This window comes from Alteromonas ulvae, from assembly GCF_048987005.1.
Taxonomy (GTDB): Bacteria; Pseudomonadota; Gammaproteobacteria; order Enterobacterales; family Alteromonadaceae; genus Alteromonas.
Genome location: NZ_CP185261.1, coordinates 2,813,768 through 2,840,264 on the forward strand (window position 1 = coordinate 2,813,768; position 26,497 = coordinate 2,840,264).

Sequence of the window (26,497 nt, forward strand, 5' to 3'; positions counted from 1 at the left end):
AAGCTTTTTATGACAGCTGTTTAAGGAGGCCTTTGATATAGAGGCTTTTGATATAGAGGCTTTTGATATAGAGGCTTTTGAAATGGAGGCTTGCATAAGAGGCTAACAAGATAGGCTCAAAACACCCCCGTGCAGCAGCCATCAACGTATTTCAGGGCAAAACAACGAGCAATAAAAAAGGAGCCAAACATTAAGGCTCCTTTTTTTATGCTGCAACAAAGGTGATAACTACACCTCAGCGCACACTCTTGTACCTTGGTCGATAGCGCGCTTAGCATCAAGCTCTAGTGCTTCATCTGCACCACCAATTAAGTGATAAGGCATTTTTAGCCCTTCAACAATATCTCGCAATGGCTCTTGGCCTGCACAAATGATGACATGGTCTACCGGCAATATTTGGCTGTTACCGTCTACGGTAATGTGTAGCCCTTCATCATCAATTTTATCGTAGGTAACACCTGGGATCATAGTAACCCCTTTCGCTAGCAAGCCCACTCGATGCGCCCAGCCAGTAGTTTTACCTAAGCCTCGCCCCACTTTTGACGACTTTCGCTGCAGCAAAAATATTTCACGAGGCGATGGCTCAGGCTGAGGTTTCATTCCCTCAATCCCCGCTCGTGCCGTCATTGTCATATCAATACCCCACTCTTTCATAAACGCAGGAATATCTAAGCTTGGGGTTTCTTTTCCGTGTGACAGATATTCGGCGGTATCAAAACCAATACCACCAGCGCCAATGATCGCCACCTTGTTCCCTACTGGTTTCTTGTCTCTTAACACATCAACGTAAGACATTACTTTGCTGTGCTCAATCCCCTCTATAGCTGGCATTCTTGGCTTAATACCTGTTGCCACTAGCACATCGTCAAACCCCTCGTCGTTAAGCGTTGAGGCGTCAACACGGGTGTTAAGTTTTAAGGTAATGTTGTCGTGTAGTTCTATTTGACGGGCGAAATAACGAAGGGTTTCATAAAACTCTTCTTTGCCAGGAATTTGTTTCGCAATATTAAACTGCCCACCAATTTCACTTGCGGCATCGTAAATGACAACATCGTGGCCCCGTTGGGCCGATGTGACCGCAGCCGCTAGACCCGCAGGGCCTGCGCCCACAACCGCTACCCGCTTTTTCTTATCGGCAGGTTTTACATTAAGCTCTAACTCGTGACACGCACGGGGGTTTACTAAGCAGCTGGTCATTTTGCCGCTAAACACATGGTCTAGACAGGCTTGGTTACAGCCGATACAGGTATTAATTTCATCCGCTTTATTTTGCTGAGCTTTTCGCACAAAGTCGGGGTCTGCAAGAAACGGGCGTGCCATAGACACCATATCTGCATCGCCACGAGCAAGCACGGTTTCAGCCACATCTGGCGTGTTTATGCGGTTTGACGTAATGAGAGGAATAGACAGTTGCTCGCGGAATTTCGCCGACACCCAGGTAAATGCTGCGCGGGGTACTTTGGTGGCAATGGTTGGAATTCGCGCTTCGTGCCAGCCTATGCCAGTATTAATAATAGTTGCACCGGCTTTTTCGATTTCTTTACCTAGCTGCACAACTTCATCGAAGGTAGAGCCGCCTTCCACTAAATCCAGCATAGACAAACGGTAAATAATGATAAAACGCTCACCCACGGCTTCGCGTACACGGCGAACAACTTCAATTGGCAATCGAATACGGTTTTCGTACTCACCGCCCCACTCGTCATCGCGATGGTTAGTTCTGCGAGCAATAAACTGATTTAAAAAGTAGCCCTCAGAGCCCATTATCTCTACGCCGTCGTAGCCTGCACGCTGAGCTTGAGTAGCAGTGGTAATAAAGTCGTTAATTTGCTTTTCAATTTCATCCGCTTCAAGGGCTTTAGGCTTATACGGATTAATGGGAGCCTGCACCGCTGAGGGCGCAACCAGTTTAGGGCCATACGCATAGCGACCGGTATGCAGAATTTGCATACAAATTTTACCACCGGCGATATGCACGGCATCGGTCACTTCTTTGTGGTTTTTAATGGCTTCATCAGTATCAAGGCGAACCGTAGATGGATGGGTTGAGCCCTCCTCATTGGGCCCGATGCCGCCGGTTACGATAAGTCCTACACCGCCACGAGCACGCTCACCGTAAAATGCCGCCATGCGCTTATGGCCATCAGGAAGCTCTTCTAAGCCGGTATGCATTGAGCCCATGATCACGCGGTTTTTTAATTGGGTAAAGCCTAAGTCGAGCGGTCGAAATAAGTGAGGATATACAGTGTGGTCGGTAACGGTCTGGTTCATAGTCTATTCCTGAAATTAGTGTCGTAATTATGTTGTTATCAGTGCCTGCTGAAACTACGATTTCATTTGTTTTACAGCGCCATGTAGCGGCGGAAATTCTGGTTGTTGCTGCGCTTTCTGTGATTCCATCGCAGTGAATACGTCTTCCATATGAAACATGCCAGCTTGCCATGTCGCCATATAATCTAAGCTTTCTGAAACACTGTGCTCGACAGCAAAATTAATCATGGTTTTAGTGCCTGATACAGCCAAAGGAGAATTGGCCGCTATCTGCGTAGCCACTTTAGTGACAGCCTCAAGCATTGCCTCTTGGCTTTCGAAAACCTCATTCACGAAACCCAGCTGCTGCGCTTCTTGCGCACCAAAGTTTCGACCCGTATACGCGAGCTCTTTTACCATGCCGATAGGAATTAGCTTAGGCAGTCGCTGAAGAGTACCTACATCGGCAGTCATGCCAAGCTGTGTTTCTTTAATTGTAAAGAAGGCATCGTTAGTGCAATAGCGCATATCACACGCACTCAATAAGTCTACCGCGCCGCCAATGGCGCCGCCTTGCACAGCACCTATCACCGGCATACGGGCTTCTTCAATAGCGGTAAAGCTGTCTTGCAGCATTTTTACTGTGCGTCGCATGCGCTCTGCACGACGAGACGGGTCGCCTTTAAAATCTTCCTTCATGTTCAAGAACACCGCTAAGTCCATACCGGCAGAAAAGTGCTTGCCTGTTGACGACACTATAATGACCCGTGCTTTGGCCTCGTCATCGATGGCACGTATAGCCGCGGGGAACTCGTTCCAAAACGCCGGGTTCATGCTGTTCATCGCCTCTGGACGATTAAGCACAACATGTGCAATCAGCCCTTCGTATTTAACTTCTAGCGTAGAGTATTTCATGGTTTGCGGTGTCTCCATGGTGAAAATTCTATTAACATTTTTGCAAACTAGACAGCGTCAAGATAAAAGGCTATGTTGACGGTGTCAAGATAAAGTAGGCTTTTTAGAAATCTATCGAGTAAAATAACGGATTCGTGATTTAGTCGTCGGCGCAACCCATCCGCGAAATAATCGCGAAATGGGCGCCCACGCCACAAGGTCATTCATATTTCTGTATGAGTTATCACGATAAATTTGATATTACGAAAGAGTTAAAGCCCGCAGGCAGCAAAGAGCGAATACATATCAAATTGAGAGTACATAAAGAGTGAGACTAAGAGTGATACTACGGCGATGAGTGCAGTAAATGTGACGGACACGAGGGAGGCAGAGGAAGTGGTTACTTCAGCAACAAATGCAGCGGTAAATACAATGTCAAATGCAGTATCAAACTCAGCCCAGTCCTATCATCACGGAGACCTTCGAACTGCCCTTTTAAACGCAGCCGCAAAGCGCTTATCCGAACATGGGGTAGATAGTTTGTCTTTACGCAAGCTTGCTGAAGATGCAGGCGTATCTCGTACAGCGCCCTATCATCATTTTAAAGATAAAAGCGCACTGCTTAGCGCCATTGCCGCAAAGGGCTTTAGCGATTGGCACTCAACAGCAAAACGCATATTCGAACAAGAAGAAAAAACACCCAGTGCACGCTTTAGAGAATTTGTTTGTGAATATGTAGGCTATGCGGCAGATAACCCTGAAATGTATGAGCTTATGTTTGGCCGCACCCTTTGGCAAAACAACGCGGCCACCGGCGATTTAAAAGACGTGGCTTTTCCCTGTTTCCAGTTTCAGGTAACCATGACTAAGTTTTGGCAACACAAAGGACTACTGCCAGACAATCAAGACGCACTGCGATTAGCACAAGTAACTTGGGGTACGCTTCATGGCATAGCACGCCTGTTGATAGATGGTATTTATGCAGACAGCAGCCACATTCAAGAAATGTGTGACTGTGCCGCAGATTTATTTATGCAGGCATCGAACAAAGCCTAGAGCGCAGGGGCGCTTTACTACACCGAACCTTACACCTAACCCTACGCAGACGCAGTTTGAATGGGTATTGGCTGCCCTTCATGAGTGGCCTTAATAAAATCGGCTGCTCGCTCTGCAATCATAACCGTAGGTGCGTTTGTGTTGCCACCAATAAGACTTGGCATTACCGACGCATCAACTACCCGTAACCCATCAATTCCTCTTACTCTCAACTGGGAGTCTACAACAGCTAGTTCATCGGAATCGCTACCCATTTTACAGGTCCCTATTGGGTGATAGATAGTTTCAGCACGCTCTCGCAAAAACTCCAAAATGTCTTCGTCAGTTTGTGCTTCGGCACCAGGATATAGCTCACTTCCCTTAAACTTTTCGAAATCGGGGGCAGCAAGTAATTTTCTGGCCATTCTTACCCCATCAATCATCACCTGCTGATCTTCCACCGCACTGAGGTAGTTCGGATCGATAAGCGCATGGTCTGCGGGGTGATTGCTTTGTAGCGATACCGTACCGCGGCTTTTCGGATACAAACAGCATACGTGCAGTCCGTAACCATAACCGAAGGCAACTTGTCTGCCGTGATCGTTGAGAATGGCAGGTAGAAAGTGAAGCTGAATATCGGGATATTTATCTGCGTTTGACGAGCGTAAAAAACCACCCGCTTCAGCAATGTTGGAAGAAAAAATTCCGTCGCGCTTAAAGGCATATTCTGCCGTTGCTTTAACATACTTAGGCAGTGCACCTGCGGCAACTGCATAGCCTTCACGAGCCTCACAGGTAAACTGTACAATTGCATCGAGATGGTCCTGCAGATTTTGTCCCACGCCAGGTAAATCTTGGTGCACGTAAATACCTTTCTCTTCCAACTCAAGGCGAGGGCCAATGCCTGAGAGCATTAGCAGCTGCGGTGAATTAATTGCACCGCCGCACAAGATCACTTCACTTTTAGCAAAATACGTGGCCACAGAGCCCTTTTCTCTTACCTGCACTCCTACCGCTCGCTTATCTTTTAACACGACTTTTTCAGCAGCCACCTTGGTAAGCACGGTGAGGTTATTGCGGTGCTTTGCTTGTGATAAATAGCCTTTCGCCGTAGAACAACGCTGCCCGTTTACCTGAGTGACGTGGTAATAGCCAATACCCTCGCGTTGGTCGCGATTAAAGTCATCGATTTGCTGGTAGCCGCCATGTGAGGCTGCGCTAACGAAGGCATCGGAGAGCACGCTGGTGTGGCGAAGCTTACTCACATTAAGTGGGCCACCTGTGCCATGATACTCATCAGCCCCTTCTTCAAAGTTTTCAGCACGTTTAAAATAAGGAAGCACTTCGTCAAAGGACCAACCCACCGCGCCTTCCTCAAACGCCCAGCGATCGTAATCTTCGGCTTGGCCACGTATGTAACACATGGCATTAACAGAGCTGCTGCCGCCGAGGGTTTTACCTCGCGGCCAGAAGAGCTCTCGGTCGTACATCTCTTTTTGCGGTGCAGTGTGATACCCCCAACCAATGCCCTCGAAACGGCTTAACAAGGAAATGCCAAAGGGAATGTGGATCATAGGGTTGGTGTCTTTTGCGCCTGCTTCGATAAGTAAAATATCAAGGGCCGGATTTTCAGACAATCGGGTCGCTAGCACCGCTCCCGCAGAGCCTCCGCCTACAATGATGTAGTCGTACTTACCTTGTATTTCACTCATAGTCACTGCTCCAAAAACGGGATAGGTAAAACGCTACGCGTCTATCTATGCATTCCGCACTGCTTTAGTTATTGACGCTCTAATTATTAACGTTTTAATTATAAACGCACTAGTTGTTAATAAAACGTTGTGGTTAGACCAGATTAGCAAATTAGCCATGGTTCAGGAAAGTTTTATGTTGTAACTTTCACAAAACATAATAGTCTTGACGTATTCTCCGTTTTCATACAAGGGCTTTATACCGTCGCCATGCCTCTTTCATCGCCGTTTATCGACAGTCAACCATCGCCTATGCCGCTTAAAGACAGGTGTAAGTTACTCGTTGCTAGACTGCTTATCAAACTAGGTAAACTGCGCTTTGATGACTTCACAAAAGAAGAACTTCACGAGTTAATAGCCGACCTATTCCCCCACCGCTTTACGCTAAATATTCCCATTGGCACTGGTACTGTTAACGTACAAGAAGGCGAAATAAGCTTCGATAACAAAAACAATAAGCTGGTCCTTCAGTGCCTTGCCACTATGAATATCGACGTGGCGAATAATACACTGTATCGAGCGCACCTTGTGGTTGTAGCAAGCGCAACGCCCCAATACGATGAAACAAGTAAAACCGTATTACTTACCCATGTGAATATCGATACCATTACACTGGTAAATGATAGTTATGCGCTGATACAAGACTCTCGCTACCTGTTAAATAAATTCTTCCCGCAGGGCATTAATAATCTAGTGACATCGTCACTGCGTTCGGCAATGTCTTTATTTACCGTTGGCACCTCAGATGTGGCTGCTGATTATTTAAAGCTTTATTTATCAGGCTCAAAACAAGCGGTATTGGACTATCACAAACCGCAAATTAATCAGGCCATTCAAAGTGAGTTTAATACCGCTAATCTGAGTCATACCATGCGCGAGTCGCATTGGCGCGAGGCCCTGTTTGCACGGGTTGGGAAAAGCGTGCGCGTAGAAGACGATCGACTTCGTTTTTATCTCGTTTAGCGAAGCACTTAATCAATATAGCGCTCTGTCAACATAGCCCTAGTGCTAAATCAACATAGCCCAAATGCTAAACCAACAAACCCCTAGTGGTCACTCACTATAGAAAGCGGCACTTTTTCGATGTGTTCACCAATATCATCAATATTTAATCTAGGGTCGTCTACACTCGCCTCCAGCATATCGAAGGCATCTTTCACATACAGAGCAAGTGGCTGGAGCGACTCTACATTTTTATTGCAACACACAAGACCCACGTTGGCGGTGTCGGCATAGGTCATAAAAGTGATGTTCACTCCGCCTCCCGGAGTCATTGTTGATATGGGGTAACAGGCAAGTAGCTTGGCATCTTTTAAATATCGCGCGTCTTTAGGGCCAGGTACATTAGAGATAAGAATATTGGCAATGGGCTTTACCACATTTGATAAGCGCAGCCACTCAAAAACCAATGCCATCGACTGAATAACAATAGTGTAACCACTAAAGGCAGCCGGGCGCGCGTGCTGAGCCGCATGTTTTACTATGCGATGATTAACGACTATCTGTCTTAACCTAAGGTAAGGATCGTTTTCGCCATGGGCAAGCTTAACTGGAACAATCGCAATTTTATTGCCGGTGGTCTTTTCACCCGGTTTGCGAAGGTTGATGGGCATATTGGTGTACAGCGCCTTTTTAAACACCTGGCCGTGCTCTTTAAGCAGTTTGTGTACACCAATATCAAATGCACACAATAGCACTTCGTTTGCGGTAGATCGGGTGCGCCGCGCTAACGCTTTTACCCGTTTAAAATCTAAATCGACAGTTGCCACTGCCCTTCCCGCTTTTACCTGCCCGGTAAGCATGGTTTTGGTACCGGTGAACGGCACCGGCATATAGTGCGGGTTAACTCTAATCAGTTTCATAAAAATTCGCACAAAAATAACCAGTAAATCAAATACGGTTTTAAGGGCATATCCCACGCCAACAAGACGTTTTACCAGACTGATTGGATCCCGCTTTTTATTTCTAAGCCGCTTAGTTGCCCAAATGGGGGTAAATTTGCCGTCGGTAGAATGTGAGACATAGCCTGCTTGGAACCAGCGAACCAACGTAGTGCCATCGCCATACATGTGATGTACGCGCGCATAAATAGCAAAGGTGTCGCTAATTTCATCAAAAATGAAATGATATTGCCAAAGGGGTTTATCAGGGTCTAACCGAGAGGCGTGAAGACGGGCGATAAAGGCATCGAGGGCTTCTCTGTTTTGCACATTGGCTATCCGGTGAATTTGCACATGATAGTCCATGTGCAGCTTTTTCACAGGCTTGAAACCAATGGGATACCCTAGAAATGTTTTCACTGCGCAACTAAAAGGGGATGTAGCTCGGGTGTAGCTTTTTATCTCATTAAACAGTGTCGGTACGTAGGTTTTTTTGTCGGCGCCTTCAGGGAGCGCTAGTAACTGTAAACATGCTACATGCTTTGGGTTTTCATCAGATTCCGTTATCCAGAACGATTTATCTAAGAAACTGAGGGTTTTTGACATTATTTATCCCCGTTAACCGCGTAAAGTGGTGATTCGCTTTTTATATTATTGGCAAACTCGTGAGAATTGAGTAAGGCCACTAGTTTTGCCTTTTCTTGTTCATTCATTGTAAGCCGCGGAAGAATGCTCACCATCATGAGTGATAAAGCATGAAAGCGTTGAGCCTCGTCATCCATGTGACTGTTTAATTCATCGAACTGACAAGACTGGGTAATGATAAGTAGTATAAGCTCCATTAATAAAACGCGGTCGGCGTCGGAAGCTACTAACACTTTTTGCTTTACTAACGACTCAAATAAAAACGTGATTTGACGTTTAAGATTGGCCAAAATATGCTGCCGACGCTTTACTATTTGTGGATATTTTTCCGCCAAGTCAGCCGGGCTTTTATATAAAAAATGAAATACGTGGATGCTATCAATAAGCAAATACAGGTAGTACATTATGTCTTCTGCACTTAAGGTATTGAGCTTGTCTCTAGTAAGTAAAGCCTGCATTTGCTGTTCGTGCATTTTCATCAGCGCCACGACAATGCTTTCTTTACCCTTGAAATGGTAGTAAAGGTTGCCAGGGCTTATATCGAGCTCGATAGCAATATCGACACTGGTGACGGCGTTTTCTCCGTGCTCGTTAAACATCGCTAAGGCAGTAAGCAAAATACGCTGTGCTGTTTTCATTGCGCTACACGCTCCCTACATAAACACCAAATAAAGCTGCAAAAAGCCAGCGGCCATACCGAGTAACGCACCGGTTAATATCAATTTCCACTCATCTTGTTGATACGCTGGACGCAGCACGCCCTCAAACTCTTCTGCACTTAGCGCCTGCATTCTCAAGCTTAAGTCTTGGCCTATTTGCATTGCGCCATTGGCGTAATCGTAGGCATAAAGCAGATATTTTTCTGAATTATCAAAAATTTGCTGCACTGCTAAGGCTTTCATTTTGTGATAGTTCTCTGACCCCACCCCAAGTGCAAAATAAGGCTGTGCAATGGCCACGTAGCGCTCGATAGCGTCGTTAACATGCAGCTCGATAAGCTCGAGTAGCTGGGCCGAGCCAGAGCCATGTAAAATAATATTGGTGATGTTTTTTGGCGTGATCAGTTTCTCTTCAATAATCGACGAGTACACCTCAGACACTTCTTTTTGACGTTTTAAAAACATGCCTTGAACCACAAAGGGGCCGATTTTTCGCGGCCGCTTGGGCTCAAAGATAATTTTAATGGCTATCCAATTTGTGGCATACCCCACTAACAAGCCGCCTAAGGGTAAAATCCACCACGCTTGGTAGAAATGCCACAACAACATGGTGGGTAGTCCAAAGAGAAAACCAAAATACAGCCCTGAACGCACAATAAAAGGAAACTCTTTACTGCCTGCTGTGAGAAAAATTTCGTTAATCAATTCTGGTGAATTGACTAATTGCTCAACAACGAGCTCTTTGATATCGAGAATTTCAGACACATTGTGCTGAAAGTCATCCACCATTTTATGCACAACATTAGGAATGTCATTTTCAATGCGCTGGTAAACTACATTCTTTCCTTGAACCGGCAATGCTGCCCACATTTGAGGTGCTGACTCGGCCATAACATCATTCACCACTTTGCGAATTACTTGGCTAAGTCGGCGCTCGATAGCTTTGGTGAGTTCATCGGGATCGAGCCGTTGAGCAAGCTCTTCAACGCTTAATAACTTACCTAAAACAAGCTCTACTTCTATCTCTGCCATTTGTCGACGCTTAGCCGGAATGAGACCTTGCCAGCCCAAAAAAGGCTTTATTCCCACAAATTCTATAGGGTAAAACATCATTTTTACTGCGAGATAATTTGTCGCCCAACCAACCACGGCACTTATCAGCGGTATTGATAGCAAGCTAAGGGTTTGAATATTCCAGTCCATACAGCGAACAAACGTTCCAATTTATTATTCTACTGCTCAGGCTACTGAGTGCTTATGATTTGGTCAACGTAAAAAGTGTAATTAGGCGTAATTGTTGATAGAAAACAAATTTTCACACCCAATGCCTACGCGATGTTACTAAGTTACACTAAATAACGCGACTTATACCCAACCTTAGGTAGTGAATTCTAATTTTGATATCTACTATGATATGAGGCGTTTTGTCTTTGGAATAATTAAGGTGGTTGCCATGACAGCATTCGATTTACCGTTAAAAAAGCTTGAACGTGATATTAAACACGCAAGTAACTACGACGAATATGAGGCTGCTTGTCTGGCTCATGATGCCATGTCTGGCGCTGACGACTGGAAGGCAAAGGATGAGAGCGAAGACTACGACTACAAACTTATTCAAAAGCGGGTGCAACGTCTTCAAATCGCAAGAGGTCGAGGTGATACTCATGCGCTGATGTCCATTTTGCATGAAGGACTGCATGGAAACTTAGGCAATATTGCTAACCCAGCGTTACAAACTCATTGCAAAATAGGAACGAAAAAGCTCATCGAACAATTTATCGACGAGGTTTCGTTAACCCTTGAGCAGATTGTTAATGCCAATGAAGACGACGTGGACTTTTACGAAAAGCTCTCGTTTTTTGAAGAAACTGCCCACGCTTTCGGACGCAGCTGTCTTATGCTGTCTGGCGGTGCTGGCCTTGGTTTCTTTCACGCCGGCGTTGTGAAATCGCTAAATCAAAGACGGCTATTACCCACCGTTATTTCTGGTGCCTCCGCAGGTTCCATTATTGGCGCTATGCTGGCCACCCGAACCCATGATGAACTTGAAGAATCCCTAGACTCAAAGCGAATTTATGAAATGTTTAAGCACTGGCGAACTTTTGCTGGGCTTAATAAAGGCAGTTTATTTGATAGCTCCATGCTGGAAAATGCACTGATTGAATTATTTGACTTAACCACATTTGAAGAAGCGTTCAAGAAAACAGGCCGTCATGTAACCATTACGGTATCGCCTGCAGATTTACACCAGCATTCTCGCTTGCTAAACGCAAAGACATCGCCAAATGCTATTATCAGCCAAGCTGTGAGAGCGTCGTGCGCGGTGCCTATCGTGTTTAGCCCCGTGCAGCTAAAAGCAAAAACGCCATTGGGCGAAATTGTCCCCTACATTCCTAACAGGCGATTTGCAGATGGATCGTTAATGGCCGATTTACCGTTTAAAAGACTTGCGAGGCTCTATGGTGTTAATCACAGTATTGTGAGCCAAACGAACCCGCTAGCAGTCCCCTTTATTTCTTCCAGAAGAATTGATGCACACTCTCTTTGGGACATGACAACTCGGCATATTGGACAGCTGGCGAAATCAAACAGCGTTTTCGCCATTGATATAATTGAAAAAATGGTGGGCAATAAAAGTGCTAAACTTGCTATTCACAAAGTAAGGTCAATAATTGATCAGCAATATGTTGGCGATATCAATATTTTGCCAAAACGCCAACTGAGCAACCTTTCAAAGGTATTAGCTAATCCAACGCTAGAAAGCATGGATGAATTAATGACTAGCGGAGAGCAAGCGTCTTGGCCGCAACTCCATGTAATTGAGAGAAATACCAAAATAAGTGAGAAATTGCGATATCATTTAGCGCAGTTAAAAAAACGAGAAGCCGTCGAGCTTCGACATCTTGCTCATCACACGCCGTAAAGCGATTACGTTATGGCGAAGTGACGTTGGCTGATGCGAGAACAAATTAAAGGATCACGGTGAGTTCACAAAGCCAAAGCCCAGACAATATTTACACACAACAAGTCAAACAATTGCTCTCTTTAGTGTACCCAAAAGAGACCGGATTCGGCTCTATTTTCGAAGATGCGCGACATTACTTTACGTTAACCACTACTTTAGAGCAGCACACCTCTGATTTAAAAGAGCAACTATTTAAAATAAAAGACAAGAAAGACAAAGAGGTGCTTGCTAGTCAACTCGCTAAACAGATAAAAAATAATAACGAAAAGCTTGAAGAAGAGAGGCTAGCTCGCCTTGAAAGACTTGAGACTGTTTGCGCTAAAGTGATTAACCTGTGTGAGGGAGAAACATGGGCAGAAACTCAGCAGCTAAGTGCTAAGTTTCTAGGGACGCTAATGCTACTTACTCGCGGTGCTGATGGAAACTTCGCCAGAGTACATCAGCGCTATAAGCCTATTTATAAAGCGGTGCTGACTCTCAGACTGGCGGACCGTTTGTTAGATCACGATACCATAGCCCACTCTTATTTATCGAGATATCGCGAGGCTATTTCTCGCTTCCGAAACGATCAGTACTGGAAAGACAAGTGGAAAACTGAATTGGGTGTACCGCTAATCGCCGCGGCTCTGCTTCAAGATATTGGCTTACAAAGTCCCGCTGCACTTACCATTTTAAAAGGTAAGGATGGCGATTTAGATGAGTTTAGATTACTTGATGAAACGCAGCGCAAAAGCTTACTTAAGATAAACTATCATTTCACTTTGAAATATTTGTCTGAGGGTTTGGGCATTCCAAAATACGCCGGTGACATAAAGGAAGAAAGAGACCGTTTTATCAAGGTTCATACGGATGCATCTGATTTTCTGCAGCAGCTAGTGAAAGACGCGTTCTTGTCAAAGACAGGACTGGGAGAGCTGGTCAAAATACCGCAAATTTATGTTTCTATTGTACTGTCTACGAAGTCAGACTATACCCGTCTAGATTTGCCGAAAGGCTACCTATTGGTAGAGCAGATGGCAAAAAAAGGAAGTTTAAACAAAAATTTAGCGCAAGATTTTATGAACTTGGTAGGATATTTCCCGCAAGGTTTTGGTATTGCCTTTATTCCAAAAAATGAAAAAGGCCAGGAAAAAAACCATTACGAATACGCCATAGTAGTGGGTCTTAACCCAGCCAAACCCGCCGAGCCAATTTGCAAAGTAGTGACACGAAACCAAAACTTTATAACCAGCGGCGCTTATGAAGTGATAGAAAAGCATCGCAATTTATACTTTCCTGCAAACAGAAAAAAACTCATGCGGTTGGGAGAAGCAAGGCTGAGTGAAATAATGAGTCAGCTATCGAGTAATTTCTCACAAGGTTCATTAGATGATTTGGTCCCTAGCTTTTGGGAGCCCTACGACTTTTTTGGGTTTAAGAAACATCAAAATTTATGGGCAAAAAATACGTAAGCCACTCTACTTATAGCGTAGTGCCGCGGTCTCTGACCTCTGCCTAGTAATACGGATTGCTATAAGGTTCATAAGAAGCAGCTTAGCGACTTTTGTACTTGGTCCCTTTGTATACTGTCGAACCCATTGCTTCTGGTTGATTGAATATAAAGTATGAACAAAGAAGTAAACCGGAAGGTAAAGAGCCCCCAATAGTTGGACTATTCAATTACTGGGGGCTTTTTATATTTGGCTAAACAGCTCACTTAAGCTATACCGAAGAGACTATCTCAGTCACTATTCTTAGCGGTGTTGCTCGCCGAAGAGGGTGAGCTCGCAGCTTTAGTCGCAGTAGCAACCGTTTCAGCTTTTGGCTCTTTCGCTATCGTACCTGAAGTCTTAGGTGTTGCGCTGCTAGCCGCAGACTGTTTCGTCGCAGCTTTAGACGCAGCCGCTTTTACTGCAGCCTCAGAGGTAGTCGTCTTTGCTGCAGGCTTAGACGCTTTTGCTTTTGCGGTAGCCGACGCAGCCGTTTTCCCTCGACGTGTTTTTGCAGCCGTTGCTGCTTTTGTCGTCGTGGCGTTAGTCGTCGCTTTGGCAGATGCTCTTTTAGGCGTTTCTTTCTTCTCCGCCTGCTTAACCGCCTCTTTAGCGGCCAACAGTGCAACCTGCTCGACTAACACATCTACTTTGGCGGAAAGTTCATCTATTTTTTGCGCTTGACGCTGCTGCTTTTGCCCGCCAGATAATACTGAATAGACAGATGTCGATTTAACTAAATTCTGAGCAGCATCAAAAAACACAAATGGGCTAAATGAGCGCCTTAAATCCGCTTCAACCTCAATACCTTTCGACTGCATTTCTTGCAAGGTTTCGCTGGTTTTATCAATTTGCTTGCTCACTAAGCCTGCTATCTGGTCCAATTCAGCAGAGAGCATATCTGCTCCAGCATAAAACCAACCAAAAATAGGCGAAGACTTCAATGATGTAGTTATAGAACCTTGCGATGTAGCCGGAGCTTTCACCTCTTCACCAACCACACCAGTCTGCTTTGAATCTGTAGAATTGTTACTCATGGCGCCTCCTTATGAAGGAGATAAAGATGGCGTAGTGAACACCCGAATTCGGTTTTTTCTCTACACCACCTATCTTTTTAACGTATGGTTGCTGCGATACTATTTCAAAGCAGCACGTTGGGTGTTACTTATTTGCGGCTAATTTAGCAACCGCTTCAGTTAACGCATCAATTTTTGCAGATAGCTCGTCGATACGTTGGTCTGCTGGCTCTGAGTCTAAACCAAGCTTTTTACGAACATCAGCCACGCGGTTTTCAACATCATTGGTTGTCGATTTAAACTTACTGCGTGCATCGCCTTCTAAGGTTTCGCCTTTTGACACAAGCTCATCAAACATTTTGTTTGCCTCTTCGCTTAGTTTGTCATAACGACCTTGCGCTTCGTCAACGCTTTTTCCATAAGCGCCAAGACCAGCTAACCAAATTTTACGCGCCATTTCTTCAGCGTCATTAATTTTACCTTTGATAGTATCTTTAGTAGTCATTTTGAGCTCCTATGAGTGCCGAGTTGGGGTGTGTCTAAACACCATAGTCAAACTTTACGCTTAACAATTAGAAACCGCATACTAAAAACAAAATTAAAGTAAAAAAAACGCCCTTCGATGACAACACTCCTATTAGGTAAGCTTTACCTGCACTGAGTAAATGTACCGAGGGGCGTTTTTATCGACAATCTTAAAACGCAATGAGAGAGGTTATCTAGTCTACGAGGTCTTTTGGCATGTCGTTTCTAATTTCTTGCCACATCTTTCCGCTTTCTATGCCGTAGTTTCTCACTACATTTGGCACACGGCCATGGTCGCCACTCTCTGCAACTTCAAGTAAATCTGCGTAGTACTTCATGGCGATGTCGCGGGCGTCTTGGTGGGCAAAGAAATATCCACCAATACGTGAATACAGACCGCGAAATCCATTCATCATTAGCACGAATACATTATTGTTAGATGCAAGCGCTAAATCATGGGTCATTTGATAATCGAACTGCGCAAAGGCAAGACCTTCTTGATCCACGTCTTTATATCGAGCAATGATATCGGCTGACGCTTTAGCATTGTGACGAATAGCACCTCTAATAAACACTGCACTTAAATTTGTGCGTGCTGCTAGCAGATTATCAACTAGCTCAGGAATGCCTTCTTGATCGAGTCGAGCAAGGGTTTCTAGAATGTTTAAACCGCACGTTTCCCAAAAGTTATTCACTTTTGTTGGTTTACCATGCTGAATAGTTAACCACCCATCTCTAGCAAGCCGTTGAAGCACTTCTCGTAGCGTAGTTCGTGTAACACCAATTAGCTCAGATAACTCTCTTTCTGCAGGCAAAATGGTACCTGGCGGAAAGCGGCCACTCCAAATTGATTCCACAATGTATTCTTCGGCGAATCCAGCTGGACTCTGTGCCTTATATATCATAACTAATCGCCTGCACGTTTACGTAAGCTCATAAAATTTAACAACTGATTGTACCAGATGGTTACACATTTACACAACGAAATATACGTCCGCTGTGAGTCCTAGACGCTTCTACCTTATGTTTTGTTCCCGTGATAAAAAGATACACTGCGTTTTTGTTCACAAAATACTCACATTTGAGCGTCTTTAAAATACGCTACCGCTATATGATGGAAATTCGACAAGCTTTCAGTAACTTTCGTCATCAGATGCCCGTGAATTGCTTTCTCAACACGTTAATATCATGTACGCTTGAACACCGACTATAATAACCGCGTTAAAACTGTTTTTACGGTGAGTGAGACTGCTCATCGACAGATTTTTAACGTAATAAATCGCAAATATACAGTGTAAAGATGCGCACAAATGCGTGCTTTGTTGTAAAAGGAACAGGAACTCATGCAAACCTCAATGATTTCGGCGATCTATAAGAACTTCCTGGGACATGCGCCCGATTGGTACAAAAAGACGATTATTGCCTTTCTCATTGCCAACCCCTTTTTATTTATGGTGGACCCATATATTGCAGGTTGGTCATTGGTCATTCAATTTATTTTCACCCTTGCCATGGCTCTTAAATGTTATCCCCTGCAGCCAGGAGGATTACTTCTTATAGAGGCCATGTTTATCGGAATGACTACACCGGGTCATATGATGCATGAAATTGAGGTCAATTTAGAAGTATTGCTACTGCTGGTCTTCATGGTCGCTGGCATATACTTCATGAAAGATCTCCTGATGTACCTATTTACCAAACTGGTCATTAAGGTTCAAAACAAACTCATTCTTTCCCTTTCATTCATATTTGCCTCTGCGTTTTTATCAGCCTTCCTCGACGCCCTTACCGTTGTTGCGGTAATCATAAGTGTAGGGTTAGGGTTTTATTCTATCTACCACAAAGTAGCCTCGGGTAAAGAGTTCCACTCCGACCACGACCATACCAGTGATGATGGTGTGAACGATATTGGTCGTAACGACTTGGAAGACTTCCGTGCTTTTTTGCGCAACCTTATGATGCATTCTGCTGTTGGTACTGCTCTTGGTGGCGTAATGACGATGGTAGGTGAACCTCAAAACCTCATTATTGCCGATAAGGCTGGCTGGAATTTTGTTGAATTTTTCATTCGTATGGCGCCAGTTTCTCTGCCTGTTTTTGTGTGTGGTTTACTGACAACTATTTTCGTTGAAAAAACAAAGCTGTTTTCTTACGGTGCAGAGCTTCCCACGGCGGTAAGAAAAATTCTTGCCGATTACAATATGCATATGGATGAAGGACGCAGTAAGCGAGAAAAAGCGAAGTTACTGGTTCAAGCGTTAATTGGTGTTTGGTTGATTGTTGGTCTAGCCACTCATATGGCATCCGTTGGCCTAATTGGCCTTTCGGTTATTGTGCTAGCCACCTCTATGAGCGGCGTTATTGAAGAACATGCGTTAGGCAAAGCGTTTGAGGAGGCACTGCCATTTACCGCACTGCTTGCTGTTTTCTTCGGTGTTGTTGCCGTTATTATCGACCAAGGGCTTTTCCAGCCAGTTATTCACTGGGTACTGTCCTTTGAAGGTGAAACTCAAATGGTCATGTTTTACCTAGCAAATGGTGCTCTTTCCATGGTCAGCGACAATGTATTTGTAGGCTCGGTATACATCACCGAAGTGACAGCGGCCTTAGAAGCCGGACAAATTACACGAGATCAATACGATATGCTTGCAGTAGCCATAAATACAGGTACCAATTTACCGAGTGTAGCAACGCCAAATGGACAAGCTGCGTTCTTATTCTTACTCACCTCTGCAATCGCGCCGTTACTGCGCTTGTCTTATGGAAAAATGGTCATCATGGCCTTGCCGTATACCATTGTGCTTACTCTTGTTGGTTTACTGGCAACTTACATCGGTTTAGCCGACGCCACCGCATGGCTATACGATATGCACTTGATAGAGCACCACTCTGCCACTGGGGTTGGTACTGAAGCGGTAGGGCATTAAATAATGCCCGCTGTTATTCATGGTATTAGTCAGTGGGCCGAGCACAAGTCATCGTGGCTTGTGCTTTTTGCCACGTCACTGGCGCTTGAGATTGCTGCACTTTACTTTCAGTACGCCATGGGCTTGAAGCCCTGCATCATGTGTATTTACCAGCGAACAGCGATGTATGGCATCGTGTTTTCGGCGCTAATTGTAGTGATTAGCAATAATGGGTTTACCCGAATGCTCGGTTTTGCGGGGTGGGCGGTGTCAGCTGTGTGGGGTTACTTGCTTGCCACTGAGCATGTCGAACTCCTTAACGCGTCAAATCCCTTTTTTGCAAGCTGTGAGATTGTACCTAACTTTCCGTCATGGCTTCAGCTTCATGAGTGGATACCTGCCGTGTTTGCTGCTGAGGGAGATTGCCTAGAAAATACATGGCAATTCCTTTCCATGGGCATGGCAGAATGGATGCAAATCATCTTCGCTACCTATGTCATTGCGTTTATCGTAGTATTTGCATGCAGGCTGTTGGATAAAAAGCCCTTTTGATTGATTTATCAATACTCCCTTCTCGCCTTCCTCCCATTCATACGGAGCAAGGCCCCGTCTCTATACAGCGTATTGCTCACAAGCATTGCGACATGCTGTGTGAAGCCGGGCAACAGTCTATACACCACGTAAAGCCATGGTTGGGCCCATCGCTCTGCCCTGTTACTCCGACGTTGTCAAAGCAGTGTATAGAGGGAATGGAAAAAGCAAGAGAGCGTGGCTATGGCTTAACCTATTTACTCGTGCATGAAGAACGATGTTTGGGCATGGGTATTATCAACCACATACATCATACTCATCTTATCGCAAACTTAGGCTATTGGTTGCGTCCGGACGCCTGTGGCAAGGGGCTCGCTACAGCAATCTGTGAATCGCTGAAAAAACTCGCCTTCTCTCAAATGAATTTAAACAGATTAGAATGCGTTGTTGAGCCAAACAACAAGGCGAGCTTGAGAGTTGCTGAACGCGTTGGAGCAATAAAAGAAGGGCTCTGCCGTAAACGTGTTTTCGGCAGAGATGCTCTTCTTTATGCACTGGTCAATAGCTAGATTAGCGAATAGGGCAAAACACAGACTGGCGACCACAGTAGAAAGTGTAAAGCGGTGAAAGCTGACGCTAATCTGCCAAATACCCACACTTAATCTAAGTCTTCCAACGGCCAAATGGCAATGTAGTTCTCAAATTCATTTAAATCCACATCGGTCTCAAATATCGTTTTATTGCGAACAGACATCCCTTTAGCATGCATGACATGTTTTTTACCCTTGTTGAGCAACGGGTGCCACGACGGCATCCCCCTGCCCTCATTCAACCTTCTGTAGGTACAGCTTGTTGGCATAAAAAAGATGTCTTTCAGGTTTTCTTTCGACAGTTTGACACAATCGGGCACAAGCACGGTTCTGTTTTGATACTCGGTACACTCACATTTTTTTGTATTTAAGTAAGAGCACACAATGTTGGTGTAGTGTATCTGCTCGTTTGCATTGATAAAATCGGTGGGGCTATACTCTTCTACACTTTCGTCATCAATAAACTTGTGTAAACAGCACTTACCACAACCATCGCACAGTGATTCCCACTCGGTTTGGTTCATTTCTTCCAATGATTTGGTTTCCCAAAATGGCGCTGACGAACTGGGCATTACACAGTTACCTTAGTTTGAAGCGAAAAGAAAGCGTCTAGCGATACTGCTACTGTATCGCCGTCGTTGAGCGGACCAACACCCTTTGGCGTACCTGTTAGGATAACATCGCCGGCGTCGAGAGAAAATACGCTGGACATGTGCGCAATCAAGGGAATAATTTTATGTAGCATTAACGCCGTGTGGCCTTGCTGTCTCACTTCGCCATTTATCTTAAGGGTAAAACGCAGGTCGTCGAGACTATCAAACTCTGCCAACGGGACGAAAGGTGAAAGTGGCGCGCTGTTATCAAAAGCTTTTGCTCGTTCCCAAGGCTGCCCCTGGTTTTTGAGCGATGCTTGCACATCACGTAGGGTTAAATCTAGCCCTAAACCAATTCCCCAAATAGCGTCGGCGGTTTCAGACTCACTGGCATTCTTAAGGCTATTTTTTAACAGCACAGCAACTTCGAGTTCATTGTGACAAGCCCCTTTATCAATGGGTATCGCAAGTGGCTTTGTCATATCGCACATAGCAAACTTAGGCTTCATAAAAAGCAAAGGGTCTTCAGACACTACTGAGTTCATTTCTTCAATATGATCTAGGTAGTTTCTACCAATACACACCACTTTGTTAACCGGCAAAGAAATAGGCTGCCCAGCTACGCTTTTATGTTGATAAGGCATCAGTATCCCCTCTTTATGCGCTCTGACAAATATCCAACGGACACGCCAAAATAGGTAGAGCGGTTCCATTTCATCAGCGTGTGAAAATTATTATAGACCAGATAGACCCTGCCGTTTTCACCGTCTGGCATTATTAGCGATGCGTTAATATCCACATTAGGAAGGTCACTACCATCAAACCGTCTTACGCCTTGTTCATGCCAAAACGATAGCGGCTTCATGCTTTCTGTAGCTAAGCCCGATACGGATACTGGCTTGGTCAATTTTACTTGGCGTCCCCAGGTACCCGCGTCACTCCAGCCCTCTGAGGCCAAGTAATTAGCAATAGAGGCAAACACATCGGCTTTCGTACCCCAAATGTCTTTCTTGCCATCGCCGTCATAATCTTCAGCATAGGTGAGAAACGACACTGGCATAAACTGCGTCTGCCCCATCGCACCGGCCCAAGAGCCTTTAAATTTATCTATCTGTGCATGCTGTTCACTTAAAATAGTAAGCGCAGCAAAGAAATTCTTTTTGAATAATGCTTCCCTGCGCCCCTCATAAGCAAGAGAGGCTAAAGCTGACAATACGTGATACGAGCCCTGTATTTTTCCAAAGTTTGACTCATTACCCCACAGCGCCACAATAAAGCGTGGTTGAACACCATATTTGCGGCCAATTTCGTCCAGTAACGCTTTATTCGAAAGATATTTCTGCACTGCCTGTTCCACTTTCCAATCAGGTACTCGCGTTGCAAGGTAGTCGTCAAGGGTGATTTTCTTCTCCGGCTGGTTTTTGTCTGATTTTACTGCGCTAGGTCGAAATGCAATATCGCGAAAAGTGATATCAAGAAATTGGGCATCGTAGCCTTTTTCTATCGCTTCGCTTTTCAGCGTTTTAAGATAATCATTAAATTCATTGTCGTTGGCTTGAGATGAAGACACAGCAATACTCGCCACCAGCATTGCTAACCACATAGTTAAACGCATACTAAAACTTTTTGTCCGGTGAAGAAGATAGGCCAAGAGAAACTCGGTGAGTAGACAGAAGGTCGTCCTCTTTAGGAGGCATTTGTAAGTAAAAGCCGTTGGTACTCAATTCATCTGCGAGCTTTTGCTTGTCGATTCCCGCTATCTTTTCACGTTTGTCTAGTGATAGCAGTGTGACTAACTCAGGCTTACCAAAGCGCTGCATAAGAGGCTCCGGCACATCATCGAATACCTCTTTTTTAGGCACGTATAAATACATGCCCTGTTTTTTTCTGGTTTTATAAACCGCACATAACATACTATTTCTCGTTTCTAATCTGTGTTTGTCTTTACCAAAACTGATGCTTTATTTCGGCGTTTGGGGTTCAGCATTTTTAACTCAGTTCTTTTATTTCAGCGCTGTTGCTTAAGGGCTTTCATTGCGAAAAAGCATTGGAGCCCTCAGGTAATTCACCAAGTAGCTCTATCACTTTTGGCATAAAGAGTGGCTCGCGCCATGTAGACAACACGTCAGGTTTTAAGCCCAAAATACGGGTTTCATCTACGTTAAACCAATACCACTTTAATAATTGATTAAGCTGCTTTTTCGATGACATTACTTCGTTATTCACGTTATTTTCTTTGGCAATCTCTTCGCTGATGGCTTTGAGATCGGCAAGGGTCTTTTTATACTTCGGAATATCCATCAAGCGCAGTACTTGCGGTAGTCGCAGCTTATCTGGAGTTTGCGCGAATCGTTCACGAGCCTCGACAATTAAATCAATGATGGTATCGCCATACCGACGAACTGCCTGTTGATTTAAATCGTTAATCTTTGATAAGTCTGACTTGCTCGATAAAAGACGCTGCGCCGCCTCGAACAAATGCCCTTCTTTGAACACAAAGTTCAACGCCAGATCTTTTTTCCTCGCGGTCGTTAAACGCCAAGACGCTAACGCCTGCAGCACTGTGAGTTGTTCGCTGTTTAAGCGCCAATTATTTTTAATAGTAAGGTAGGCAAAATCTGCCGGCATTTGCGCTCGCTTTTTAGCAGCTAGTAACGCAATTTCTTGATAAACCCAGTTCTCTTTTCCTGCATCTTTTATCTTGTCCACCAAATCTTCATAGCAAGGCAGCAGATACAGCACGTCGTTAGCGGCGTAGCTTAACTGCGACTCGCGAAGCGGCCGTGCAATCCAGTCAGTTCGAGATTCGCCTTTATCAAGGCTCACGTCGCAGATAATCTCTACAAGGCGGGCATAACCCAAACTTGGCCCCATATCTAACAAGCTGGCTGCAAACTGCGTGTCAAAAACAGGCTCGGGAATCGTATTGAAGGCAACAAGAAACGTTTCTAAATCTTCCGAACATGAATGTAATACCTTCACTAGCGATTTATTTTCTAGCAAATCGATGAACGGCTGCATATCGTCTATAGCAATAGGGTCGATAAGAACAAGTTGATGTCCATCGTATAGTTGAATTAAGCCGAGGTGAGGCGTGAGAGTTCGCGTTCGCACAAACTCTGTATCAAGAGCCACTGCACGTTGCTGTTGTGCCAAATAGCACACGTTGTTTAACTGTTCGTATGTTGTAATTAATTGATATTGCATTATTTCGCACATTAAATAAAAAAGCCGGCTCACGCCGGCTTTAAAAACTAGTTAAAGAAATTAGTCTCTAAGTTCCCGACGCAGTATTTTACCTACATTGGTTTTTGGTAACTCATCTTTAAAGACAACTTGCTTAGGCACTTTGTACCCAGTCAGTTCACTACGGCAGTGCGCGATAACGTCTTTTTCAGTCAACGAATCGTTGTTACGTACTACGAATAACTTAACAACCTCACCGCTGACTTCGTGAGGTACACCCACCGCAGCCGCTTCAACGATGTTGTCGTGCATTGCAGCGACTTCTTCAATTTCATTAGGAAAAACATTGAAGCCTGAAACTAGGATCATATCCTTTTTACGGTCAACAATATAGAAGTAACCTTCATCGTCTACCGTAGCGATATCACCTGTGGCAAGCCATCCGTCCTTTAAAATTTCTTCTGTCGCTTCAGGGCGATTTAAATATCCCCTCATTACTTGTGGGCCTTTTACCCACATTTCACCTGGTTCACCTTTTTCTACCGGATTTCCATCGTCATCTAATAGCTTGATCTCGGTAGAAGGGACGGGCATACCAATTGCGCCCTTATACGCCTCTATCTGAGGTGGGTTTACCGCAACAACTGGAGAGCATTCTGTGAGGCCATACCCCTCAAGAAGCACAGTACCTGTTACCTTTTCCCACTTTTCAGCAACAGGACGTTGAACCGCCATGCCCCCACCAAGTCCAAACTTAAAGTTCGAGAAATCAAGTTCGTCAAACCCCGGCGTATTGAGTAGACCGTTAAACAGTGTGTTTACGCCGGGCAATATAGTAAACGGATACTTCCCTAACTCAGTGACAAATGCAGGCATATCTCGTGGGTTAGTGATAAGCAAGTTACGACAGCCGTACTTCACGAACATCAGGCAGTTAGCCAGTAATGCGAAGATATGATAAAGCGGCAATGCCGTAACGACAAAATCTTTACCTTCTTCTATTACCGTTTCAAGTATTCCTGATACTTGCTCTAGATTGGCAACCATATTTCTGTGAGTCAGCATTGCTCCTTTAGATACACCTGTTGTACCGCCGGTGTATTGCAAAAACGCTATGTCTGAGTTTTCTATATTTGGACGCTTATATTCTAGAGACCGTCCTTGTTTGACTGCTGACATAAATGACGTGGTAGACGACAGATTAAACGACGGCACCATTTTCTTCACGTACTTTACCACTGCGTTCACTACCCACCGTTTTGGCGCTGGAAGCATGTCACCAAGTGCAGTAAGGAACACTTCTTTGACTTGGGTATCGCCAATAACTGCCTCTAGCGTACAGGCAAAGTTTTCGACAATAACAATGGCTTTTACATTTGCGTCGTTAAGCTGATGTTTAAGCTCTCTGGCCGTGTATAAGGGGTTTACATTAACAACGACCATACCAGCGCGTAAAATACCAAACATGGCTACCGGGTATTGCAGAAGGTTTGGCATCATTATCGCTACCGCATCACCGCGCTTTAGCCCGCTTGCCTGCAGATAAGCTGCATACTGAGCCGATAACGCATCAAGCTCACCAAACGTCATTGAATGCCCCATGTTTATAAAGGCTTCTTTATCTTTAAATTTTTTTACCGATTGTTCAAAAATGTCGACAACAGAGTCGTAGCGATCGGCATCAATTTCTGCGGATACACGAGGGTCGTAATGTTTAAGCCAGGTTTTTTCCACCAAAACCTCCTTTACTTTATTCTTCTACTAATAATTGAGCCCGTGAGAAACCGCGCCCATATAACTGGTCTGATAACTTGCGAATAGTATAGGAAGTGTAAAAAAAAATAAACGCTACAATTTACATTTGCTCAACAAATTGGCAAATAAGACGCCCTACAACCTCACTTTGTTCCATGTGAATGTGATGACCGCCTACAATTTGTTCATATTGCGCAGATTCAAACCAGTGTGCTCGTTGCTCATAGACATGCGGCAAATTTTTAAAACTCTTTGATGCGCCGATAAAGAGTATAGGACATGACACCGACTCCATTAAGGTTTGTGCTTGTTTTTCTGTAAGCCTAAGTATGGATTTTGTCCGCAATTTAGGATCACTACACCAAAAGGTGTTGCCATCTGCCTCTTTTGTCATATTGCGTGTCAGTATCTGTCGCGCATGCTCAGCCGTCATATCAGCTATCTTGCATCGCGCTCTCACCGCGTCGTCAATGTTAACGATGCGGCGCTGGCTGATTGATTTACCGTGTCGGCTAATTAATGCATTCCGCATTTGCTGCTGTGTCGTTTCTTCGCTTTCGGTAAGCGGCCCACACGCATCAATACTCACTACCGCTTTTACTTTTTCAGGAAACAACGCGGCATAAAGTGTCACAAGGATGCCGCCAAGAGAATGCCCAATGAGAATGACATCATCCCAGCCTTCATTTTCAATAAGCGCATGCAAGTCTTGTAAATAGTCGGTTTGATTGTAATGCATACCATCAGGACGATGGGAAGAACGCCCGTGACCTGCAAGGTCAATAGCGATATAGCGACAAGATGACAAATACGGCGCAAGCACTCGCAAACTTTCAGCGTTATCCAGATAGCCGTGAATACCAATGACGATTTGTCCACTTACTTGATTGTCTAAACCCGCTAATCTGGTGGGACCTGCCATTGCTTCAAATTCAAACATAAACGCGTCACCATAGGCGGCAAGATTTTGCCACACTTGTCATCTTTATACTTACAACAAAGAAAAGGCGGCATTATATTGCCGCCCACTATTATTAATATTTTTCGACTTTCGGACTGGTTGCCACTGGCCCTATTCGGCCTCCACTCGTAGTACTTCTTTTTGCCGAGCCAGCACTATTCATGTTTGTGATCTTAGCACGTCTCGGTGCATTGCTATACCGGATCACTCGCATGCGATTCATTTGAGGGAACATCCAAGGCCCTCCAATAAATCCTCCTCCCATCCAGGGACCGCCACCCCATCCCCAAGCACCGCCACCCCATCCCCAAGGACCTCGCAGGCCGTAAAACGGAGAATACCAGCCACTGTGGTAATTAAAGAAAAAGGTATTGACGTCATATACCTCCCGATCACGCCACATATGATAGTCATCAGCTGCGATAGTGGGATAAATATAGGGCTGCTCCCCTACCATGCCCGTGGTTGGCGCAATAAGTGTTCCTAGAAAAGTGGCGGTTCTCCCCTCTTCAAACACGATAGGATCGACAAATCCGTCTATCTGAACTTTAAAACGTCCCGATGTTTCACCGGAGCTGCGCGGTTTACCGTAGTGGTTGAGCGGGAAATGCGCAAGCTCGATAAACGTTTGGTTTGGTTTGTTTTCAACGCCGACGATAATTCCCCCCCAACGGGCCTTTTGCCCTTGTGCACTGGCCCCTGAGGTAACGGCACTGGAATACGAAACTAATGCAGTGCCTTCAGGTACCTCTAGGGTATCTGGTACCATGGCACATCCTGCAAACATGAACACGGTCAATAAAAGTAGATATCGAGACATAAGCGCGCTCCTTTGTACGGCATTTTATAATTAACCCCGGCGTTATCACTGAGGTAAAATATTAAG

24 protein-coding genes are annotated in these 26,497 nt (G+C 44.8%); 7 read left to right on the forward strand and 17 right to left on the reverse strand.

Features of this window, described 5'->3' with window-relative positions:
* Window positions 1-228: 228 nt before the first annotated feature.
* Both ACOJR9_RS12305 and ACOJR9_RS12310 read right to left on the reverse strand, forming a co-directional pair.
* Window positions 229-2,271, reverse strand: coding sequence for an NADPH-dependent 2,4-dienoyl-CoA reductase (locus tag ACOJR9_RS12305; protein WP_420933253.1), 2,043 nt, complete (start codon window positions 2,269-2,271; stop codon window positions 229-231).
* Window positions 2,272-2,325: 54 nt separating this feature from the next.
* A complete protein-coding gene (locus ACOJR9_RS12310; protein WP_420933254.1) occupies window positions 2,326-3,165 on the reverse strand; it encodes a crotonase/enoyl-CoA hydratase family protein in 840 nt (279 codons plus the stop codon).
* 411 nt (window positions 3,166-3,576) lie between these two features.
* Between ACOJR9_RS12310 and ACOJR9_RS12315 the strand changes: the two genes are divergently transcribed.
* Window positions 3,577-4,200, forward strand: coding sequence for a TetR/AcrR family transcriptional regulator (locus tag ACOJR9_RS12315; protein ID WP_420936127.1), 624 nt, complete (start codon window positions 3,577-3,579; stop codon window positions 4,198-4,200).
* 41 nt (window positions 4,201-4,241) lie between these two features.
* On the opposite strand, the gene ACOJR9_RS12320 is transcribed toward ACOJR9_RS12315, so the two are convergent.
* A complete protein-coding gene (locus tag ACOJR9_RS12320; protein ID WP_420933255.1) occupies window positions 4,242-5,891 on the reverse strand; it encodes a GMC family oxidoreductase in 1,650 nt (549 codons plus the stop codon).
* 249 nt (window positions 5,892-6,140) lie between these two features.
* Here ACOJR9_RS12320 and ACOJR9_RS12325 point away from each other — a divergent pair, with 249 nt between their 5' ends.
* Complete coding sequence (locus tag ACOJR9_RS12325) at window positions 6,141-6,893, forward strand: DUF1439 domain-containing protein (protein ID WP_420933256.1); 753 nt, start codon at window positions 6,141-6,143, stop codon at window positions 6,891-6,893.
* Between the two features lie 83 nt (window positions 6,894-6,976).
* Here the strand turns inward: ACOJR9_RS12325 and ACOJR9_RS12330 are convergent, their stop codons facing one another.
* Genes ACOJR9_RS12330 through ACOJR9_RS12340 form a run of 3 tightly spaced genes read right to left on the reverse strand, consistent with a single transcriptional unit; the run spans window position 6,977 to window position 10,317 of the window.
* Window positions 6,977-8,416, reverse strand: a complete 1,440-nt coding sequence (locus ACOJR9_RS12330; protein WP_420933257.1) for a wax ester/triacylglycerol synthase domain-containing protein — start codon at window positions 8,414-8,416, stop codon at window positions 6,977-6,979.
* Entirely contained in the window at window positions 8,416-9,093 is a 678-nt protein-coding gene (locus ACOJR9_RS12335) for a TetR/AcrR family transcriptional regulator (protein WP_420933258.1), read from the reverse strand. Before ACOJR9_RS12335 ends, ACOJR9_RS12330 begins: the two co-directional genes overlap by 1 nt.
* Before the next feature lie 15 nt (window positions 9,094-9,108).
* Window positions 9,109-10,317 (reverse strand): DUF445 domain-containing protein, encoded by a 1,209-nt coding sequence (locus tag ACOJR9_RS12340; protein ID WP_420933259.1) that lies wholly within the window; start codon window positions 10,315-10,317, stop codon window positions 9,109-9,111.
* A 250-nt stretch (window positions 10,318-10,567) separates the two neighbouring features.
* Here ACOJR9_RS12340 and ACOJR9_RS12345 point away from each other — a divergent pair, with 250 nt between their 5' ends.
* Together ACOJR9_RS12345 and ACOJR9_RS12350 are read left to right on the forward strand one after the other, a co-directional pair.
* A complete protein-coding gene (locus ACOJR9_RS12345) occupies window positions 10,568-12,037 on the forward strand; it encodes a DUF3336 domain-containing protein (RefSeq protein ID WP_420933260.1) in 1,470 nt (489 codons plus the stop codon).
* Between the two features lie 59 nt (window positions 12,038-12,096).
* On the forward strand, window positions 12,097-13,530 hold the full coding sequence (locus ACOJR9_RS12350) for a hypothetical protein (RefSeq protein WP_420933261.1): 1,434 nt from the start codon (window positions 12,097-12,099) through the stop codon (window positions 13,528-13,530).
* Window positions 13,531-13,799: 269 nt separating this feature from the next.
* Here the strand turns inward: ACOJR9_RS12350 and ACOJR9_RS12355 are convergent, their stop codons facing one another.
* From ACOJR9_RS12355 to fadR, 3 genes are all read right to left on the reverse strand, one after another.
* Complete coding sequence (locus tag ACOJR9_RS12355; RefSeq protein ID WP_420933262.1) at window positions 13,800-14,585, reverse strand: hypothetical protein; 786 nt, start codon at window positions 14,583-14,585, stop codon at window positions 13,800-13,802.
* Between the two features lie 124 nt (window positions 14,586-14,709).
* Window positions 14,710-15,069, reverse strand: coding sequence for a phasin-related domain-containing protein (locus ACOJR9_RS12360; protein ID WP_420933263.1), 360 nt, complete (start codon window positions 15,067-15,069; stop codon window positions 14,710-14,712).
* Window positions 15,070-15,283: 214 nt separating this feature from the next.
* Complete coding sequence (gene fadR, locus ACOJR9_RS12365) at window positions 15,284-15,994, reverse strand: fatty acid metabolism transcriptional regulator FadR (RefSeq protein WP_420933264.1); 711 nt, start codon at window positions 15,992-15,994, stop codon at window positions 15,284-15,286.
* A gap of 438 nt (window positions 15,995-16,432) precedes the next feature.
* On the opposite strand from fadR, the gene nhaB reads away from it, so the two are divergent.
* From nhaB to ACOJR9_RS12380, 3 genes are read left to right on the forward strand one after another with little or no spacing between them, the layout of a single operon-like run.
* On the forward strand, window positions 16,433-18,016 hold the full coding sequence (gene nhaB, locus ACOJR9_RS12370; protein ID WP_420933265.1) for a sodium/proton antiporter NhaB: 1,584 nt from the start codon (window positions 16,433-16,435) through the stop codon (window positions 18,014-18,016).
* A 3-nt stretch (window positions 18,017-18,019) separates the two neighbouring features.
* Window positions 18,020-18,547: a disulfide bond formation protein DsbB gene (gene dsbB / locus ACOJR9_RS12375; RefSeq protein WP_420933266.1), complete on the forward strand. Its 528-nt coding sequence runs from the start codon at window positions 18,020-18,022 to the stop codon at window positions 18,545-18,547.
* A complete protein-coding gene (locus ACOJR9_RS12380) occupies window positions 18,544-19,095 on the forward strand; it encodes a GNAT family N-acetyltransferase (protein ID WP_420933267.1) in 552 nt (183 codons plus the stop codon). Before dsbB ends, ACOJR9_RS12380 begins: the two co-directional genes overlap by 4 nt.
* Before the next feature lie 89 nt (window positions 19,096-19,184).
* Here the strand turns inward: ACOJR9_RS12380 and ACOJR9_RS12385 are convergent, their stop codons facing one another.
* The 8 genes from ACOJR9_RS12385 to ACOJR9_RS12420 all read right to left on the reverse strand — a co-directional run bounded on the left by ACOJR9_RS12385 (window position 19,185) and on the right by ACOJR9_RS12420 (window position 26,431).
* Complete coding sequence (locus ACOJR9_RS12385) at window positions 19,185-19,688, reverse strand: YcgN family cysteine cluster protein (protein WP_420933268.1); 504 nt, start codon at window positions 19,686-19,688, stop codon at window positions 19,185-19,187.
* A complete protein-coding gene (locus ACOJR9_RS12390; RefSeq protein ID WP_420933269.1) occupies window positions 19,688-20,353 on the reverse strand; it encodes a fumarylacetoacetate hydrolase family protein in 666 nt (221 codons plus the stop codon). Before ACOJR9_RS12390 ends, ACOJR9_RS12385 begins: the two co-directional genes overlap by 1 nt.
* Complete coding sequence (locus ACOJR9_RS12395; RefSeq protein ID WP_420933270.1) at window positions 20,353-21,324, reverse strand: lytic murein transglycosylase; 972 nt, start codon at window positions 21,322-21,324, stop codon at window positions 20,353-20,355. Before ACOJR9_RS12395 ends, ACOJR9_RS12390 begins: the two co-directional genes overlap by 1 nt.
* A 1-nt stretch (window position 21,325) precedes the next feature.
* Window positions 21,326-21,622 carry a YcgL domain-containing protein gene (locus ACOJR9_RS12400; RefSeq protein ID WP_420933271.1) on the reverse strand — a complete coding sequence of 99 codons (297 nt, stop codon included), beginning with the start codon at window positions 21,620-21,622 and terminating at the stop codon, window positions 21,326-21,328.
* A gap of 118 nt (window positions 21,623-21,740) precedes the next feature.
* On the reverse strand, window positions 21,741-22,916 hold the full coding sequence (gene rnd, locus ACOJR9_RS12405) for a ribonuclease D (RefSeq protein WP_420933272.1): 1,176 nt from the start codon (window positions 22,914-22,916) through the stop codon (window positions 21,741-21,743).
* Window positions 22,917-22,976: 60 nt separating this feature from the next.
* Window positions 22,977-24,629 (reverse strand): long-chain-fatty-acid--CoA ligase FadD, encoded by a 1,653-nt coding sequence (gene fadD / locus ACOJR9_RS12410; protein ID WP_420933273.1) that lies wholly within the window; start codon window positions 24,627-24,629, stop codon window positions 22,977-22,979.
* Between the two features lie 121 nt (window positions 24,630-24,750).
* Window positions 24,751-25,626, reverse strand: a complete 876-nt coding sequence (locus tag ACOJR9_RS12415) for an alpha/beta hydrolase (protein WP_420933274.1) — start codon at window positions 25,624-25,626, stop codon at window positions 24,751-24,753.
* A gap of 58 nt (window positions 25,627-25,684) precedes the next feature.
* Window positions 25,685-26,431, reverse strand: a complete 747-nt coding sequence (locus ACOJR9_RS12420; RefSeq protein ID WP_420933275.1) for a Slp family lipoprotein — start codon at window positions 26,429-26,431, stop codon at window positions 25,685-25,687.
* Window positions 26,432-26,497 lie beyond the last annotated feature (66 nt).